Annotated in this window: 17 protein-coding genes; all 17 read right to left on the bottom strand. The window is 37.5% G+C overall.

Annotated features, from left to right (window positions below; genetic code table 11):
- A complete protein-coding gene (locus COJ96_RS04085; protein ID WP_098571724.1) occupies nucleotides 1-897 on the bottom strand; it encodes a helix-turn-helix domain-containing protein in 897 nt (298 codons plus the stop codon).
- Between the two features lie 21 nt (nucleotides 898-918).
- The gene (locus COJ96_RS04080; RefSeq protein WP_098571723.1) at nucleotides 919-1,707 is read right to left on the bottom strand and encodes a DUF3388 domain-containing protein; all 789 of its coding nucleotides are present in this window, start codon (nucleotides 1,705-1,707) and stop codon (nucleotides 919-921) included.
- 170 nt (nucleotides 1,708-1,877) lie between these two features.
- Complete coding sequence (locus tag COJ96_RS04075; RefSeq protein WP_098571722.1) at nucleotides 1,878-2,135, bottom strand: DUF3243 domain-containing protein; 258 nt, start codon at nucleotides 2,133-2,135, stop codon at nucleotides 1,878-1,880.
- 81 nt (nucleotides 2,136-2,216) lie between these two features.
- Nucleotides 2,217-2,936, bottom strand: a complete 720-nt coding sequence (ymfI, locus tag COJ96_RS04070; RefSeq protein WP_098571721.1) for an elongation factor P 5-aminopentanone reductase — start codon at nucleotides 2,934-2,936, stop codon at nucleotides 2,217-2,219.
- A 71-nt stretch (nucleotides 2,937-3,007) separates the two neighbouring features.
- A complete protein-coding gene (gene yfmH, locus COJ96_RS04065; protein ID WP_098571720.1) occupies nucleotides 3,008-4,300 on the bottom strand; it encodes an EF-P 5-aminopentanol modification-associated protein YfmH in 1,293 nt (430 codons plus the stop codon).
- Nucleotides 4,301-5,587 carry an EF-P 5-aminopentanol modification-associated protein YfmF gene (yfmF, locus tag COJ96_RS04060; protein WP_373561651.1) on the bottom strand — a complete coding sequence of 429 codons (1,287 nt, stop codon included), beginning with the start codon at nucleotides 5,585-5,587 and terminating at the stop codon, nucleotides 4,301-4,303.
- A gap of 192 nt (nucleotides 5,588-5,779) precedes the next feature.
- Entirely contained in the window at nucleotides 5,780-6,739 is a 960-nt protein-coding gene (locus COJ96_RS04055) for an ABC transporter permease (RefSeq protein ID WP_098571718.1), read from the bottom strand.
- A 1-nt stretch (nucleotide 6,740) separates the two neighbouring features.
- Nucleotides 6,741-7,787 carry an ABC transporter permease gene (locus tag COJ96_RS04050; RefSeq protein ID WP_098571717.1) on the bottom strand — a complete coding sequence of 349 codons (1,047 nt, stop codon included), beginning with the start codon at nucleotides 7,785-7,787 and terminating at the stop codon, nucleotides 6,741-6,743.
- The gene (locus COJ96_RS04045) at nucleotides 7,780-9,315 is read right to left on the bottom strand and encodes an ABC transporter ATP-binding protein (RefSeq protein ID WP_098571716.1); all 1,536 of its coding nucleotides are present in this window, start codon (nucleotides 9,313-9,315) and stop codon (nucleotides 7,780-7,782) included. Before COJ96_RS04045 ends, COJ96_RS04050 begins: the two co-directional genes overlap by 8 nt.
- Nucleotides 9,316-9,512: 197 nt before the next feature.
- Nucleotides 9,513-10,595, bottom strand: a complete 1,083-nt coding sequence (locus COJ96_RS04040; protein WP_098571715.1) for a BMP family lipoprotein — start codon at nucleotides 10,593-10,595, stop codon at nucleotides 9,513-9,515.
- A gap of 88 nt (nucleotides 10,596-10,683) precedes the next feature.
- Nucleotides 10,684-11,409: a GntR family transcriptional regulator gene (locus tag COJ96_RS04035; RefSeq protein WP_098571714.1), complete on the bottom strand. Its 726-nt coding sequence runs from the start codon at nucleotides 11,407-11,409 to the stop codon at nucleotides 10,684-10,686.
- A gap of 297 nt (nucleotides 11,410-11,706) precedes the next feature.
- Nucleotides 11,707-14,055, bottom strand: a complete 2,349-nt coding sequence (locus tag COJ96_RS04030) for an FtsK/SpoIIIE family DNA translocase (RefSeq protein ID WP_098571713.1) — start codon at nucleotides 14,053-14,055, stop codon at nucleotides 11,707-11,709.
- 132 nt (nucleotides 14,056-14,187) lie between these two features.
- Nucleotides 14,188-14,424 carry a YlzJ-like family protein gene (locus COJ96_RS04025; RefSeq protein WP_098571712.1) on the bottom strand — a complete coding sequence of 79 codons (237 nt, stop codon included), beginning with the start codon at nucleotides 14,422-14,424 and terminating at the stop codon, nucleotides 14,188-14,190.
- Nucleotides 14,421-15,176: a ClpP family protease gene (locus COJ96_RS04020; protein ID WP_098571711.1), complete on the bottom strand. Its 756-nt coding sequence runs from the start codon at nucleotides 15,174-15,176 to the stop codon at nucleotides 14,421-14,423. Before COJ96_RS04020 ends, COJ96_RS04025 begins: the two co-directional genes overlap by 4 nt.
- 97 nt (nucleotides 15,177-15,273) lie before the next feature.
- Nucleotides 15,274-16,941 (bottom strand): ribonuclease J, encoded by a 1,668-nt coding sequence (locus COJ96_RS04015; protein WP_098571710.1) that lies wholly within the window; start codon nucleotides 16,939-16,941, stop codon nucleotides 15,274-15,276.
- 308 nt (nucleotides 16,942-17,249) lie between these two features.
- Nucleotides 17,250-18,125, bottom strand: a complete 876-nt coding sequence (dapA, locus tag COJ96_RS04005) for a 4-hydroxy-tetrahydrodipicolinate synthase (RefSeq protein ID WP_098571708.1) — start codon at nucleotides 18,123-18,125, stop codon at nucleotides 17,250-17,252.
- An 82-nt stretch (nucleotides 18,126-18,207) separates the two neighbouring features.
- Nucleotides 18,208-19,452 (bottom strand): aspartate kinase, encoded by a 1,245-nt coding sequence (dapG, locus tag COJ96_RS04000; protein WP_098571707.1) that lies wholly within the window; start codon nucleotides 19,450-19,452, stop codon nucleotides 18,208-18,210.
- Between the last annotated feature and the right edge of the window lie 3 nt (nucleotides 19,453-19,455).

Here is a 19,455-nt window from a genome sequence, read left to right as displayed (position 1 = left end):
CTATTCGTTTTTCAGAACATATTGGATCGTTATGTTCTGAACATTTGCAGTCGCTGGCACTGCATACTCGAGCTTTTGGTCATTAACATAGATTTCTGTATCAGCGGCATTTCCCACTCGAATAACGGCCGCACTCTCTGCTGATAAGTCTTCTGTTTGACTTTCAGTACCGCCTTTTTTTAATAATCCTTGGAAAAAGGATTTCCCTTTTCCATTTTTAATACTAACCCAAGTCTGCCCTTTAGAAACCAACTTCACAACAAACTTGTCTGCATTTTTTAATTCATAGGTTGAATTCCTGCCGCTGCTTTGAACGGCTGTAATTTCTTGTTTTGGTGATTCTTCTACAGTTGTTTGCTGCTCTTCCTGCTCTGTATTATCTGTCTTTTCTTGGATGTCATCCTTCTTATTCACTTCTGCTTTTTCTTTTTCAAGATTCTCCGATTTCACAATTTTAACCGGTTCATTTTCTTTATTAATTGATTCATTCGTATTATCACCCGCATGTTTATATACAAAATAATATAACAGGCTGGCAACTCCAATTACAAAAACACCGATTAAAACCTTTGGTAATATATCAAAAATTTTAGAATTGCTTTCTGAAATTGATTTATGTGTTTTCACTCTGGACAATTGCTGTGGCAATTCGTCATTTAAGCTTGCAGGAATTTCACCTTTATAGGTTTCAAAAATTTCATCAGGATCAAGACTTAGTGCCTCTGCATACTGCTTAATAAATGCGCGAACATAAAAATTCCCGGGCATGCTCGCATAATTCCCTTCTTCAATACCAATTAAATACCTCTTTTGAATTTTCGTCATGGATTGTAAATCATCCAAGCTTAATCCATTAGCTAATCGGGCTTCTTTTAGTCGATTCCCTAATTCAGTCAACTGTTAACACCTTCCAATTTATTAAAAATCAAAATCTCCAAAATCAGATCCGGAGAACATACTATGCTGATCAACGACCTCATATGTAATCTCTTCTTCCGCGTCATTCCTAAGCTCAATAATGTAATCAAAATCGTCGAGTGTATATTCTGAGTTTTGAACAAAAATATCAGGATGCTCGATGACTTTTACAGACGGAAGTCTCATGATTTCACGAACAAGCTGCCAATGACGCTCATTAGCACGTCTGGTAGAAACAATTCCATCCAGTATAAATAGATTGTTTTCGTTATATTCATCTTCAATTAATTGATTACGGATTGTTTGTTTTAACAAAGTGGAAGACACAAATAACCAGCGTTTATTTGCACAAACACTTGCAGCCACCAATGATTCTGTTTTTCCTACACGAGGCATTCCGCGAATACCAATCAACTTATGGCCTTCCTGCTTAAATAATTCTGCCATAAAATCAACTAATAAGCCAAGTTCATCCCTTACAAAACGGAAGGTTTTTTTATCGTCCGCATCTCTTTGAATATAACGTCCATGTCTTACCGCAAGCCTGTCACGCAGTTTGGGTTCTCTAAGTTTAATTAGTTTTATTGTGTCCATCGTATGTAAAATTGACTCAAGGCGTTTAATTTGGTCATCATCTTTTGCTAAAATGAGTAATCCTCGTCGTCCTTCATCTACACCATTTATTGTAACAATGTTAATAGAGAGCATTCCTAATAGGGATGAAATGTCCCCTAATAGGCCTGGTCGGTTCTTCTGAATCTCATATTCTAAATACCATTCTTTTTTCAAGTAATAAACCTCCTCAAAAGAAGTTTCGACATTTTTTTTACAATTTCTTATCTAACCCCTATAATAAATGATTTTGGATGAAGATGAAAGTAAAAACAAAGATATTCCGCTCGTTAACAGTGATTCTCCAAGAATGCATACAAAAAGAGAGGAGAAAGTCCTCCTCTCTTTTAACGACTGCCGTTATTTTGAATCAATTTAACCATTATATTTGCAATTGCCTGTTGTTCTTCTTTATCTGCAACTGACCAAAGATCAGCAAGAATTCTTTCCTGTTCATTTTTTGGTTCTACTTGGTTTGATAAATAATCACCAATTTGAAAAGCAAGGTTACTAATGGCTCCATCGCTCATACCTTCATTTTGTGCATGATGAAGACGATCGGCTAAGAAGTCCTCCCATTGTTTCCAGTTATCTAAAACAGACATGGTTATTTCCCTCCTCTTTTATTAGTACAAGATTATTTTGTGACGAAGAGGAGGGAACTATACATTGATTACATTGAAATTTTAGGTATACCACCCGCCATTTATTGCTAGGATTTGTCCTGTCATGTAGGATGAATCTTCGGAAAGTAAATATGCTACACCCCTCGCTATATCCTCCGGCTGCCCCAACCTGCCCATTGGTATTTCGTATGAAAGCTGATCTACTTCTTCTGGTGTAAAACCTTCCATCATTGGTGTCAATATAGCTCCAGGGGCAATGGCATTTACACGAATTCCATTCATGGCTACTTCTTTACTCAATGCCTTAACGAATGCAATTTGCGCTCCCTTAACCGTAGAATATGCAACTTCACAAGCCGCTCCTGTTTGCCCCCAAATCGAAGTAATCACCACAATATTTCCGTTTCCTTTAGCAAGCAATTTCGGAAGGAGCTCTTTTGTCAGCATTAATGGCGTTAACACATGAACATTTAATAATGCTTCTGCTTCAGATTGTTGTAAATCAACAAGAAGCCCATATTGACTTTGGCCCCCGCAATGGATAATCGCATCTAATGAAAATATTTCTGAATTGACCTTTTTATATCCACTTGGATCAGCTAAATTTGCTTGAATCGGAATATACTCCCCACCGTATGACTCCAGATTATTTATTAATTCCTTTATTGCTTGTGTATTTTTATGGTAATGCAGATACAAATGATAGCCTTTTTCTGCCAGGTTATATGCAATCGCTTGGCCGATTCCACCACTTGCACCCGTTATTAATACATATTTCATTTTTGTTCCCACTCTCTTTTACTGTGACTAATACGAAGAAAAAGCGCCGGTTAATCGACGCTTTCATGTATTTATTTTTTTTTAGGAATTACCTGATATACTGAAAACCGGTCTTCTGATATGACTTCTGACGCTAGTGACTGAACATCGTTTAGGGTGATTTTTTCAAGTGTTGGAACCACATCAAACAAATTCATATCATTAAATGCGTAGCGCGTAAACTGATTGGCGATATACTCTGGTGAGTTTACCGCCCGCAAAAATGCACCAATCTTTTTCCTCTTCGCTCTTTCTAGTTGATCCTCATTAAAGACATTTTGATTTTTAGCATCTAGAAGCATTTTTTGAAGAGTTTCTGCTAATTTATCAGGTTCTCCAGTGTCTCCGCCGATCATGGCAAACCCAAAGCCCTGCTCTTGGGTATAATCGAAAGAAAAGGTTTCATCAATTAGTCCATCATTATAGAGTTGATTGTAATTTTCCGAACTTTTCCCAAACAATAAATCCAATAGGACATTCATGGTTAATTCATTTTTTAACATTTCATTTCCGCTTTGATCGACATGTAGTGCTTTTATTCCAAGTAAGCATTTTGATGTTTGCACATTCATTTCAAGTACCTGTCTTTTTTCAGCTGCCTCTGTCGGTTCATTTTCAAATTTCCGCTGAATCTCAGGCATATCTTTGTATTCCTTTTTCGCTTGATTCTCTTTAACTTGATTCATGAAACTTTCTGGGTTTACTGGGCCAACAATAAATAATAACATGTTACTCGGATGATAGAAGGTGTTATAGCATTCATAGAGCCAATCTTTAGTAATATGGGAAATCGATTCAATTGTTCCAGCGATATCAATCTTTACCGGATGGTTTTGGTAAAGATTTTGAATCAATCCAAAGTATAAACGCCAATCCGCATTATCATCATACATAGTAATTTCCTGCCCAATTATCCCTTTTTCTTTTTCAACTGTTTTTTCTGAAAAATATGGTTCCTGAACAAAATCAATGAGGGTTTCTAGATTTTTTTCTACGTCTGACGTACTCGAAAATAAATAGGCTGTTCGAGTAAAGGAGGTAAACGCATTAGCCGATGCTCCCTGGCGGCTAAATTGTTGAAAAACATCGCCATCTTCTTTTTCAAACAGCTTATGCTCTAAAAAGTGAGCAATTCCATCAGGAACTTTAACATACTCTTCTTTTCCCAATGGAACAAATGTATTATCCACAGAACCATACTTTGTCGTAAAGGTAGCAAAGGTTTTATTAAATCCTTTTTTCGGTAAAATATACACATTTAGACCATTGGCCAGTTTTTCATGGTAAAGTTCTTCCTGAAGTTGGTCGAAACTAATTTTCTCCATTTATTTGCCCGCCTCCGTTCCTGTTAAGAAGTAGATGGTATCGATTTCAATTTTTTTAGCGACTGCGATGATTTCTTCTTTCGTTACATTTTGCATTTCTTTCAGCCATGTATCAAGATTAATATTTGCATCGGCCACAACATTATGATAAAGAATTTCAGTTAACCCTCTTGATGTATCTATGGTCTCTAGGATTTGATTTTGAATAACTGCTTTTGTTTGGTCGAGTTCTTGGTCTGTAAAATCACCATTTCTCATCGCCTCTAATTGATCATGTATAATTCCAACTGCCTGATCATAATTTTTTAAATCAATTCCTGACATAACCATCATTAAGCCTTTATGACTCTCAAGACGGCTTGCTGCATAATAGGCAAGACTTGCTTTTTCACGTACATTTATAAATAATTTAGAATGAGAGAACCCGCCAAATATTCCATTGAACACTTGCAAGGCAAAATAATCCGAATCACCATAGACGATGTTTGTGCGATAGCCAATGTTTAATTTCCCTTGTTTTACATCTTGCTGCTCTTTCACTTCATTAACTTGTCTATTCAAGGTTACCTTTTCTTGTACTAATTTTTTCGGTGTTCTATCCTCAAACTTTAATAGATCTGATGCAAATTGCTTCACTTCTTCTTCATCAACATCACCGATAATATATAAATCCATTTCATCAGATAAAAAGGCGTCTTGATAATATTCATATAAATTCTCGGGAGTTATGGCATCTACATCAGCAGCATCCCCGTTTACTTCTAAAGCATAGGGTTCCCCCTTACACATTTCTTGAATCAGGCGTACATTTGAGTAGCGCATCTTATCATCAAAAACGGATTGAATCCTTTGTTTTTGTGTCCGCTTTTCTTTTTCTACAGTGCCTGGATCAAAAGCATTACCTTTAAGGTTTGGATTTGTTAATATTTCTGCTAATAATTCAAACCCTTTTCTTAATAATGGACTTGGATCACTTAAGAATTTTTCATTGGCAATTTCGATTGAAAAACTCATGATATGGTATTCACCTTTTTTAGATAGATCAACGAAAAGTGTCGCTCCATATAACTCATCAAGATAAGACCGAAGTGCAGTGGTTGAAGAATATTTTGCTGAACTGCTTTGCAATACTTGTGGAAGAAGTGCTCGTTTGGTTACATCTTCTTTTGTAAGCGGGGCTTTCATTTTCCAGATTAAAGTATTCGTTTTATATTTTTCTGTTGGGATCACATGAAGTCTATATCCATTAAGCTCTGTTATTTTTTCTGCAGCTGTTGCCACATCCATTCCTCCTTAACTGTTAAAGGTTATACATTACAATATGTAAGCATTTTTCTTTATATCATTTCCTTTGAAAGAAAACCTATACTTATTACTATAATTTGGCAGGGTTGGTCAATACAAGCAATATCACTTTTTCTCTCATAAAAAAGAACCCCTGGCAAGATAACCAAGGATTCCGTCCGTATAGTAAATGAATTATCTACTACCTTTAATATAATGAGTACCAGATGCTTTAGGTGCATCTGCACGCCCGATGAAGCCAGTTAAAGCTAATATTGTTAAAACATAAGGAGCAATTAACAGGTACACATTCGGAATTTCTTTTAAGAAAGGTAAGCTTGATCCAATGATACTGATACTTTGTGCAAAACCAAAGAATATTGCAGCACCAAGTGCGCCAAGTGGATGCCATTTCCCGAAAATCATTGCTGCTAGTGCCATGAAACCTTGACCACTGATTGTTGAGTGGCTGAAGTTAGATGTAATGGATTGTGCATATACTCCACCACCCAGACCACCAAAAGCTCCTGAAAGAATAACACCTAAATAACGCATTTTTGTAACATTAATCCCCATTGTATCAGCAGCCATTGGATGTTCACCAACAGAACGGAGGCGAAGTCCAAATGGTGTTTTAAATACAATGTACCAAACGATAATGGCAACAATGATTGCTAAGAATGAAGTCCAATACGTATTTTGGAAAAATATTTTCCCAATAACTGGAATATCTTTTAAAACCGGGATATCAATTTTATTAAATCCTTTGCTGATAATATCTGTTTCACCTTTATCATAGATTAGTTTCACTAGAAACAATGTTAAGCCTGATGCAAGTAAGTTAATAGCAACACCAGAAACAGTATGGTCAGCACGGAATGTAATCGCAGCTACCGCATGTAACATTGAAAATATCGCACCCGCAACCATTGCAACTACAATTGCAATCCAAGGTGTCCAACTTCCGAACGAATGAACGAAGGTAAGGTTAAAGACAATAGCTGTAAATGCACCTATAACCATTAATCCTTCAAGACCAATATTTACAACTCCCGAACGCTCAGAGAAAATACCGCCTAATGCAGTGAAGACAAGTGGAGCTGCCCATAACAAAGTGGATGGAACAACAATCATTAATATTTCCATTAAGCTCAACTTACTTCACCTCCTTTTTACTAAATCGGTCAAGAAATATTCTAATAATATAACTTGATGCAACAAAGAATACAATCAAGGCAATGATGATATCAACTAATTCATTCGGAACACCCGCTTCGAGAGGCATATTTAATGCTCCCACTTTTAGTGCACCAAATAATATGGCTGAGAAAAATACACCTATTGATGTATTCCCACCTAGCAGGGCAACAGCAATCCCATCAAATCCAACACCTGTAAAACCGCCTTTAACGGTGGCGTAGCCGAAAGTTCCTAATCCTTCCATCGATCCTGCTAAACCAGCAAAAGCACCAGCAATAACCATAGAGAGGATAATATTTTTATTAACATTCATCCCTGCATAATGGGCAGCATGTTGGTTAAAACCTACTGATCTTAATTCAAATCCTCTAGTTGTCCGTTCTAATAAGAACCACATAACAAAACAGGATAAAATGGCAAGGATAATACCCCAGTGAAGTCTTGAATAATCAGTTAAACTCTCTAACCAGGGAGACCTTAATGTGGCAGATTCTTTAATCATATCTGTTTTATCTTTATTATCTGTAATGATATTTTTTATAAAATAATTTGAAACATGTAAGGCAACATAATTCATCATAATGGTAACAATTACTTCATGAACGCGAAAACGAGCTTTTAAGAAGCCAGGGATGAACGCCCACAAGGCTCCTGCTACCATAGCTGCTATAATAGCTAATGGTAAATGGATAATTTTCGGGAGATCGAAAGCAACCCCCACCCATACTGCGGCTAGCCAGCCAACTAAAAATTGTCCCTCTACTCCAATATTAAACAGGCCGACACGGAAAGCAAATGCTACAGCTAATCCTGCAAGAATATAAGGAGTAAACTGTCTAATTACTTCTCCTAGATAATAAGAATCACCAAAAGCCCCGTTCCATAATGCTGTGAATGCTGCGAGTGCATCATAACCGCTGATGATCATAATAATAGTTCCAACAATTATCCCCAATAAAACGGCAATAATAGGTGTTAAAATACTTTTAAAGCTTTTAAGCATTGGCGTGTTCACCCGCTTCCTTTCTATTTGACCCAGCCATCAATAAGCCAAGTTCTTGTTCTGAAGTTTCTCTTGGGTTAACTACCGCAACAATTTTCCCCTCATATATAACAGCAATTCGGTCACTCACGTTTAATATTTCATCCAATTCAAATGAAATTAGTAAAACAGCTTTTCCATTATCACGCTGCTCTATAAGACGCTTATGAATAAATTCAATCGCTCCAACATCTAATCCACGTGTAGGCTGTGCTGCAATTAATAAATCCGGATTACGGTCAACCTCACGTCCAATAATGGCCTTTTGCTGGTTACCGCCAGAAAGAGCGCGAGCCAAGGTGTACTCACTTGGAGTCCTGACATCAAACTCACTAATTAAAGTTTTTGCCTTTTTATAAATCTCTTTAAAATTTAGAATCCCATTTTTTGAATATGGCTTTTTATTATACGTTTGTAAGACCATGTTCTCACCGATTGGGAAATTTAACACGAGTCCGTGTTTATGGCGGTCTTGAGGAATATGACCAACACCCGCCTCAGTTATTTTCCTAGGAGTATGATTAATAAGTTCATTTCCATTTAACTTCACGCTGCCACTTTCTGCCTTACGTAAACCAGTAATAGCCTCAATGAATTCTGATTGTCCATTGCCATCAACACCCGCAATCCCAACAATCTCCCCGGCTTTTACGGTTAGATTAAGACCATTTACAACATTAATACCGCGAGCATCTTTTACTAGTAAGTCTTGAATCTGTAATACATCCTGTTTGGGTTTTGCTTCTGTTTTCTCTGTTTTGAAGACGACTTCACGCCCAACCATTAAGCTCGCAAGTTCATTAGGGTTTGTTTCACTAATATTTACAGTCCCAATTCCTTTACCTTTGCGTATGACGGTACACCGATCCGCAACTTCCATAATCTCTTTTAACTTATGAGTGATTAATATAATCGACTTTCCTTCTTTTATAAGCGTTTTCATAATCTGCATAAGTTCTTTTATTTCTTGTGGGGTTAGTACGGCTGATGGTTCATCAAAAATGACAATTTCAGCACCTCGGTACAACGTTTTTAAAATTTCTACCCTTTGCTGCATTCCAACTGATATATCGGAAATTTTTGCTTGAGGGTCAACGGCCAAACCATATCGTTCTGAAATTTCACGAACCTCTTTTTCTGCCTTTTTAAGATCAATTCGACCGCCTGTGGTAATTTCTCTGCCGAGAATAATATTTTCCGTTACAGTAAAAGTATCAACAAGCATAAAGTGTTGGTGAACCATTCCGATCCCTAGATCATTAGCAATATTTGGGTTAGAAATATTAACTGGTTTCCCTTTTACCCGAATTTCTCCTTGTTCCGGCTGGTATAAACCAAAAAGTGCATTCATTAAAGTGGATTTGCCTGCACCATTTTCACCAAGTAATGCATGAATTTCGCCCTTCTTCAATTGAAGGGTAATGTTATCATTCGCAACGAAACCGCCAAATTCCTTACGAATGTTGAGCATTTCAATTACAAAATCCATCTTTCTCACTCCCTGTGTTAAGATAAAAGGAAAATTTGACCAATAGTAGTAAGAGGTCAGACCTTTAAGGATTTTTAAAAAACAGGGATTAACTCCCTTATAAAATCTTAAATGAAAGGTAGAACATTTATTCCACGCTTCAGTTAGGATTCCATAGTTTGGAATAAGCGAGAATTCTCCCGCTTATTCCACAAAAATTATTTTGCGCTAAAAGTCTTTAATTCTGCACGAGTACCAGGAACTTTCACTGAACCTGATTTAATTTTGTCAGTCCAATCTTTTACAGATGCTTCAATTGCAGCCTTGTTCGGTGCTTTGCTATTGATTGGAGCTAACCCAACACCGTCTTCAGCAAGACCGTATAATGCCACTTCCCCGCCAGGGAAGTTACCATCTTTCGTTTTTGTAGAAACGTCATAAACCGCATTATCTACGCGTTTAAGAGCGGAAGTTAAAACAATATCTGGACCCATGTTTGCTTGGTCACTGTCAACTCCGATAGCCCAAATTTCACGAGATGGATCTTTTTTCTTAAGGTCATTAGCTTCTTTAAATAAACCAACACCAGTACCACCAGCAGCGTGGAAAACTACATCATCGCCTGAAGAATACATTTTCGAAGCAATCGATTGTCCAAGCTCTGCTTTATCAAATGCACCAGCATATTGAATGTCAACAGTCGCTTCAGGTTTTGCAGCTTTAACACCAGCTACAAAGCCTGCTTCAAAACGTTCAATAACTGCCCCTTCAATACCACCAATAAATCCAATTTTATTGGATTTAGTTGTCATTGCTGCTGCAACTCCTGCAAGGAATGATGCTTCTTGTTCTTTAAAAAGAATGCTTGCAACATTTGGTTGTTTGACTTCAGAGTCAACAATTGCAAAGTGATGATCCTTTTGTTGCTTAGAAATTTCTTCCACAGCACCTTGCATCAAAAATCCAATACCGAATACTAAATCAAAATCTTGACGGGCAAGAGTGTTTAAGTTGGTAGCGTAATCTGCATCTGATTTTGATTGAACGTAATCATATCCGCCTTTACCTTTTGATAATCCGTTATCTTTACCAAATTTCTGAAGACCTTCCCAAGCAGATTGGTTAAATGATTTGTCATCAACACCACCAACATCAGTAACCATTGCTACAGAGAATTCATTTTTCTTTTCTCCGCCTTTTGATGTATCTTTGTTTGTATTATCACTTTTTCCACATGCTCCTAATAGTGTACCAGCAGCAAGAACAAGTGATAATGCCGTTCCAATTTTACGCTTTTTCATGGTATTGACCCCCTATGAATATGGATTGATTAAGTAAAAATTTTTGAATAGCAAGACTGATTGCGTTTTCAAGATGGATGAAAAAAATTTAAATTCTTTTCCTTAAAACATGAAAACTAAACTTGTCCGCTTTAAAATAGTTTACCGAAAAAAGAATAGGTTCATCCATTTCATCGAAATGCATTTGCTTTAAGACTAACAATGCAGTTTCTGGTTCGCATTCTAGAATTGGAGAAATTTTTTCATGATAGCCTAAGGGCTCAATTTGAGCAACCGCGTATGTAATTCTTCTGTTAGCTTTTTCTTCCAAAATATGAAAGATCGATTCTTCTGCATGTGAAAATGTTTCCGGCAGAATACGTTTGGGTACCTTGTCGACACAATAAACGACTGGCTCCCCATTGGCGGTTCTAACCCTCTCCATCACGAAAATCTCCTCATCAATAGAACAGGAAAAACGGCGAATATCCTCTTCGGTAGCATCTTGTGTTGATGAACTAAGGAAAATTGTTCCAGGAGTCATTCCAGCTTGTTTAATCATGGCTGTTACACTATTAAGTTGTTCTATACCTGATGTAAACAAGGGCTTTACATTAACAAAAGTACCCACGCCATGTCGTCTAATGATGACATTTTCTTCTTCGAGGATCCGTAATGCTTCTCGAAGAGTTGCTCTGCTCACACCAAGATGTTTGGCAAGATCAAACTCAGAAGGTAATTTCTCTTTTTCTTTATATACTCCATCTGCTATATCTTGCTTTAGACGATCGATAACTTGTAGGTATAAATGCCGGTTATCTGATTTTATAGACATCCTGTATCCTCCAGCCTTTTCCTTAGACATCAGACATCTGATATCATTTCTACTAATCGAAATTTATATTAACACTTTTTTGGGTATAAATAAATAGCTATTTATAAATTTTGTCGATAATGGGGAAGGTTATGTCACAAAAGTATCAAGGAAATTTTTCCTATATATTATTTTGGATTTTGCGGGTAATTTCACCCACAAAAAAACAGCCCTTATTATGATAATTTTCCCATCATAATAAAGGCACTATATTTTCTAGTCTACCTTTTACAGTTTCTGCTAATTTCACCAACTAATTTATGAACTTTGTTCTTCTTTATCTATTGGTTTCGCCTGCAAGACAGCTCGCGGCTTACTGCCTTCATAAGGTCCAACGATCCCACGTGCCTCCATTTCGTCTATTAATCTTGCTGCTCTTGTATACCCAATACGAAAACGTCTTTGTAACATAGAAACAGATGCTGTTTGCATTTCAATAATTAAGTCAACTGCCTCTTCATAAATATCATCATCGACCGCACCCGTTACTTCTGGGATATCATCTGGTATCATTTCATCCTGATATTGAGCTTTTTGCTGTCCAATTACAAATTCTACCGTATCCTCCACTTCTTGGTCCGAAAGAAAAGCACCTTGAACTCGAACTGGCTTTGATTCTCCAACTGGAAGGAATAACATATCGCCTCTGCCTAACAGTTTTTCTGCACCACCCATATCCAAAATTGTCCTGGAATCGGTAGCACTGGATACGGCAAAGGCAATTCTTGATGGAATATTTGCTTTAATTACCCCAGTAATGACATCAACAGATGGCCGTTGGGTTGCAATAATCAAGTGAATTCCTGCCGCACGGGCCATTTGTGCAAGGCGGGTAATCGAATCCTCCACATCTGAAGAGGCAACCATCATTAAGTCTGCTAACTCATCAACAATAACGACAATAAATGGCAGCAATGGCTGTTTATCATTTTCTTCTAAGTTATGCCTTCTTACATGTTCATTATAGCCCTCAATATTACGCGTTCCCGTATGTGAGAACAAATCATAACGTCGTTCCATTTCGCTTACTACTTTTTGCAATGCTTGTGAGGCTTTTTTGGGATTCGTTACTACCGGTGCTAATAGGTGTGGAATCCCATTATAAACATTCAATTCAACCATTTTCGGGTCAATCATCATTAATTTTACTTCATGAGGCTTTGCTCGCATCAATATACTAGTGATAATTCCGTTTATACATACACTTTTACCGCTTCCAGTTGCACCAGCAACCAACAAATGGGGCATTTTATTTAATTCCGCCAAAACAGCCTCACCAGTAATGTCTCTGCCTAAACCAATTAACAGTTTTGAGTCGGGCTTGTCATTTTGGGTTGCTTCTAATACCTCACGAAGTGAAACCATTGCCACCTCTGAATTAGGTACCTCTATTCCAATCGCTGATTTACCAGGGATTGGCGCTTCAATTCGAATTCCTTTAGCAGCTAGTGCTAATGCTAAGTCATCACTCAGACTGACAATTTTACTTACCTTTACACCTACATCGGGATGAACTTCATATTTTGTAACAGCTGGTCCTAAATGTACTTGAGTAACTCTCGCCTTTACTCCAAAGCTTTGAAATGTTCTCTCGAGCTTTGCCGCATTCGCATGGATTTGTTCATATTCTCCACTTTGGTCTGCTTTTCTTGGCAAATTTAACAATCTAAGCGGGGGTAACTCATAGTCGATATTCTCGACTTCTGTAAAAGTGATTGGCGGTATTGGATCTTCATTTTCTTCCGGCTTGCTTTTAGTTTGCTTCGTTTCTGCAGGCTGATTTGTTTCAATTACCTCTTCAACATAGGCCCTATCTGCAAAGCTAGAAATAATTGGCTCTGGAGAACTGATTTCTTCCTGAGGTGATTGTGATTCTGTAGTTGATCTTGTCTGGCGATTCTGTTCACTGTTCTCCTGCACTTGTCTTCTTTGTGTAGTTCTTTCTGCTTTTTTCTCCTGTTGTTTTTGTTTCCATTCTGTCATATCGGTTTGAAATGCATCCCATTGACTTTTTGAGAAATCAACAAGAACCATCATGATTTTCGCAACAAAATCTCCAAAAGATTTTCCAGTTAGTAAAATAACTCCAATTAGGATGAAAATAAAAGCAATAATTTTCGTCCCGGTCTCTGCAAATAAATAATGAAATAAAGCAAATAATACTGCCCCAAGCATTCCCCCACCTAAATCGGTTGTGCTTGTTTCACCTCTTAGTTCCATCATAAATAATTCCCATGTATTGCTGATCACACTGGGGTCTTTAAATTTCCCATCATTGGTTAGCAAATGAAAAAGCGTGACATGACTTAGGAGCAGAATCGCTGAAGTAATAAAGTACACTCCAACTAATTTAATATGGAAGAAAAAAGGAAGAATTCGTTTCCACATTAAATAAACGCTTAATACAACTAGTCCAATTAAACTGAGCATATACCATTCTCCCATCCAAAATCGGAAGAAAATCACGGTTGCTTTTCCTACTGCACCAAGTTTTGCTATCGATATGATTGCAATTGCTAAAATGGCCAATGCGGATAATTCAAATTGAACAGTCTTTTTCAAATGGTTATCTCTTTTTTTAGGTTGTCTTCTCTTTTTCTTTGCCATCTAATCACCCTGTGTTTATTATGGTATATTATTCCTTTAGTATATAACATCCCTGTATAAGAGGGTAAAAAGGAAGAAAGCAGCCTTACTGGCTGCTCTAGTGTCTTCCCTTGATTATACCATAATCTTCTATTACATAGCGGACAATCCGTCCAGGTTCGCGAAAGAAATTTTTGCTCCCGGACATAGTTGGTCATCCAAGTAATGCTGGGGATCTGTACTTAGATTCCGGATGACTTGAACATTTTGACCATCTACAAACTCTACCATGAGGGGTATGCCCTGGTAACTGACCATTTGTGGTTGTCTGGGTGATTCCGCCTCATAAGGAAAAATTAATTCGGGTGGCACCATAGTATAAAGTATCATTGGATCATCCCCTTATCCTTTTCTTTATGTAGGTCAATCATTTCATTTAACTTTTTCATTGCCTGTCCAAGCCCACCTACTTCATCAATTAAACCTGTCTTAACAGCATCAACACCAATTACATTTGTTCCAATATCCCTAGTTAAATTTCCTTTTGCAAACATTAAATCTTTAAATGTTTCTTCACTAATTTTTGAATGCTTGGTTACAAAGTTAATGACCCGGTCTTGCATTTTATCCATATATTCGAAGGTTTGCGGCACACCAATTACAAGACCCGTTAATCGAATAGGGTGGATCGTCATGGTTGCCGTTTCAGCAATAAAGGAGTAGTCACAGGAAACAGCAATTGGAACTCCAATGGAGTGGCCTCCTCCTAATACAATGGAAACCGTCGGCTTTGACAGAGTCGCAAGCATTTCAGATATAGCTAGGCCTGCCTCAACATCCCCGCCAACCGTATTTAAAATAATGAGAACACCCTCTATTTTAGGGTTTTGTTCTATTGCTACAAGTTGAGGAATGATATGCTCATATTTTGTTGTTTTGTTTTGTGGTGGCAGTGCCAAATGCCCTTCAATTTGACCAATAATTGTCAAACAATGAATTTTAGAATCTGTTGACAGCTGCGGGACATTTGTTTGTCCTAGCTGCTGAATTTTTTCTATTAATGCAGAAGATGGTTTATCCTCTTTTTGAGGTTCGCCGCCTTCTTGACTCGCAGTTTTATCCTTTTGAAAATCGTTATTCATCCTTAATACTCCCTTCAAGCATGATATAGGTTAGTATTATCTTATAAGGTAAAATCATGCCAAAAATAAAAAGCACTGGATGTCCAGTGCTTTCATTCTAGATTTCCATAATGATTGGGAGAATCATTGGTCTTCTTTTTGTTTTTTCATATAAATTTCGATTTAATTCTTCTCTTATCTCCTGCTTTAAACTAGACCATTCAAATGTTTCTTTGGCAATATTTCTTTCTACAATGTCACGAACTAGTTTTGTTGACTCCTCCATCAACTTCTCCGATTCGCGAACATAAACAAAACCTCTAGAAATAATTTCAGGACCAGCTGCTATACTCTTGTCTTGTTTTTTCAATGTCACTACGACAATTAGGATTCCATCCTGCGATAAGAGCCTTCGGTCACGAAGGACGATATTCCCGACATCACCAACACCAATTCCATCAATTAGAATATTCCCAGAAGGAACCTTACCCGAAATGGCTAGTCTGCCTTCCTTCCATTCTAGAATATCTCCACGGTCAGGGATAATAATTTGTTCATCAGTGAGACCACATTCCAAAGCTAATTTTCGGTGCGCTTTAAGCATCCGATATTCACCATGTACAGGAACGAGATATTTCGGCTTCATTAAGTTAATCATAAATTTTAATTCTTCTTGACTGCCATGACTTGATACATGGATCGTCCTTTTACCCGATATAACATTAGCACCAGCTCTAAAGAGCAAATCGATTGTTTTAAATAAAAATACTTCACTGCCTCTGAGCGGGGAAGCGGCAATTAAAACCGTATCTCCTTTTTGGATGTTAACCACTTTATCCATTTGCTTTGCCATTCTCTGCAAAGCCTCGATCGGTTCACCCTGACTCCCAGTCATTAATATGACAATTTCATGATCCTGATATTCTTTTAACTGACTGACAGGAATAATTAGATCTTCTTCTACTTCTAAATATCCTAAATCAAGGGCAATATGATAGATCCGCTCCAAGCTCTTACCGACCACAGCCACTTTACGTCCGTTTTCCTTTGCTGCGTTAAAAATATGCTGAATTCTATTTATATCCGAGGCAAAACATGCTGCAATAATCCTCCCAGGGGCATTATAGAAGGCATTGGACATTTCCCGTTCCACAATTGCTTCTGATGCAGTATAACCAGGCTTTTCAGCTTCCGTACTATCAGACAATAAACATAAAACCCCTTGTTCCCCAATAGCTGCCATCTTTCCAATTTCAGGTTTATAAAGCTGTGTAGCCGCCTGATCAAATTTAAAATCACCTGTATAAACAATGGATCCTTCAGAGGTATGAATGCAAATCCCCACAGAATCTGGAATACTATGATTGGTTTTAAAGAAACTAACATCAACTGCATCTAAGTTAACAATCGTATCTGACTGCACTTCAATAAAATTTGTCTTACTAAAATAATCCTGTTCTCTAAGCTTTGCACTTGCAAGTGCCAGTGTGAGCTTAGTTCCATAAACAGGCACATCAATATGGGTAAGAACATATGATAATGCCCCAATATGATCTTCATGTCCATGAGTAAGGAAAATTGCCTTTACCCGTTCCTTATTTTCTTTTAAATATGTAATATCCGGAATGACAATATCTATGCCTAGCATTTCTTCCTCGGGGAACATTAAGCCGGCATCAATAATAAATATGTCCTTGTCCACTTCAACAAGATACATATTTTTTCCGATTTCTCCTACGCCACCAAGTGAGATTACCTTAATGGAGTTATTAATTTTGTTTATCAATTTGTAAATCCTCCTATGTTGTAACTAAATTTATTTTATTGAACTCCGAAAAATGTCTAGCTGCAGCTCCGCTCTTTAGGGTGCATCCGCCTTTCTTATTTCCGATCCAAATCAGTTATAATTATTATACTTGATTTTTGAAAACCTTTCCAACAAAAATGCAATAATGACTTTTTCTGATGGCTCTGTTAAAGTTGCCTGTTGATTTCCGCTCCAATCAACAGGGTGCCAAAATATACAATAAGCCTTAACACAGCCTTTTAAATAAAAAAGCCAACCGACTTTTTGATCCGGTTGGCTTTGACTATTCATTTTATTTGTTTTAATAGAGTAATTAATGTTGCTCGTTCTTGTTCTGTCAGCCCAACGAGTGGGAGCCTTACTGACCCGACATCTAATCCTGATACCTGTAAAGCCGTTTTTACAGGAGCAGGACTCGGAGCAGCAAATAACCCTTGCATAATTGGGAGAAGCTGTTGATGCATTTTAGCAGCCTTTTCGTTTTCACCATTAAAAAAAGCTTTAACCATTTCCTGCAGTTGATTCCCAATAACGTGAGATGCAACCGAAATTACACCTACCCCGCCAATAGAAAGCACAGGGATTGTCATACTGTCATCCCCACTATATAAAACAAAATCATCATCTGTATTAGCAACGATATGTGTCATTGCATTCAGATCACCGCTTGCTTCCTTAACTGCTACAATATTTGCTATCTTTGATAATCGAATAATCGTATCAGGATGGATATTAACTGCAGAACGGCCTGGTATGTTGTAAACCATTACCGGCAAGGAGGTTGCTTCTGCAACAGCCTTGAAATGCTGATAAAGGCCTTCTTGATTTGGTTTATTATAATAAGGAGCAACAATCATTATTGCATCCACTCCAAGCTGCTCAGCTTTTTTTGTTAATTCAATGGATGCATAAGTATTATTGCTTCCTGTTCCAGCTATTACTGGAATGCGCTTATTTACTACTTTAACAACATGATCAAATAATGCCAGTTTTTCTTCCTTAGACAAGGTTGGAGATTCACCAGTGGTCCCAGCAATTACTAGGGATTCTGTTCCATTTTCAATTAAATAATTCACTAATTGCGTGGTTTTAGCAAAGTCAATATGTCCTTTTTTATCAAAGGGAGTTACCATTGCCGTCGAAACTCGCCCGAAATGAACCATATTTCTACTCCTCTCAATACCATCAAGCATAATTAAATCCACAATTCATCTTAGGGATTTACTATTCATTTGAAGATAACTTTTATAAATCAGTAATATTAAATTCTACTGATTCATCTTCTAACTGAAAGGCATCATGAAGGGCATTAACCGATTTAACTAAATCATCCTGCTTTACAAGTACCCAAATCGTAGTATGACTATCTGCAGATTGTAATATACGAATCCCATAATCCGATAAAGCCGTCACGATTTTGGAGGTAACACCAGGGACACCGGCAATTCCTGCACCAACAACAGAAACCTTAGCACAATGACGCTCAACGACGGGGTCATTGCCTAATTCATTTAGAACTGTAATTGCACGATCCGTCATTTCTTCCGTAACTGTATAGATTACACCATTAGGAGAAATATTGATAAAATCTACACTGATGCCTTCATTGGCCATCGCCTTAAATACTTCAGCCTGCAAGTAATATTGATCCTTTTTTGCAAAGACTTTAATTTGGGTAACATTTGAAACATGAGCGATTCCGGTAACAACACGTTCCTTTATATCACTGCCACGATTATTTTTATTTATGGATGTGACCAATGTTCCTAAATTATCTGAATAGGTTGAACGAATCCGGATTGGCACTTTTGCCTGCATAGCGATTTCAACCGCCCTAGGGTGAATGACCTTTGCACCTTGATAAGCCATATTACACACTTCTGTGTAAGTTACAACAGATAGTGGTCTTGCATTTTCAGCAATACGCGGGTCTGCTGTCATAATTCCTTCCACATCTGTAAAAATATCAATATACTCAGCATTTAGGGCAGCTCCTAAGGCAGCCGCTGAAGTGTCACTTCCACCCCGGCCAATGGTTGTCATATCACCATTATTTGCCGCACCTTGAAAGCCTGCTACCACGACAACATCATTACTTTCTAACTCACTAAGCAACCGATCACATTGCATATCAATAATTTTTGCATTTGTATGGTCATTGTTTGTACGGAAACCTGCTTGTGCACCAGTTAATGATACAGCACTAATTCCGCTCTCAAGCAGCATATTCACAAACACAACACTAGATATAACTTCACCACATGACAATAATAAATCATGTTCGCGTTTTGAAATTTTACTTAAATTTCCACCGACTAAAGAAAGTAATGAATCTGTTGCATAAGGGTCACCTTTTCTTCCCATCGCGGAAACTACAACTACCACTTTATAGCCATCTGCTAAAGCTTTTTCGATATGGCTCTGAGCATATTTTCTGCTTTCTTCATCTTTTACAGATGTACCGCCAAATTTTTGAACAATAATTTTCATGGT

The organism is Bacillus sp. AFS073361 (assembly GCF_002567005.1).
In the GTDB taxonomy this organism is placed as follows: domain Bacteria; phylum Bacillota; class Bacilli; order Bacillales; family Cytobacillaceae; genus Neobacillus.
The sequence above is the reverse complement of the archived record's forward strand: the minus strand, read 5'-3'. Positions and strand labels throughout refer to the sequence as shown.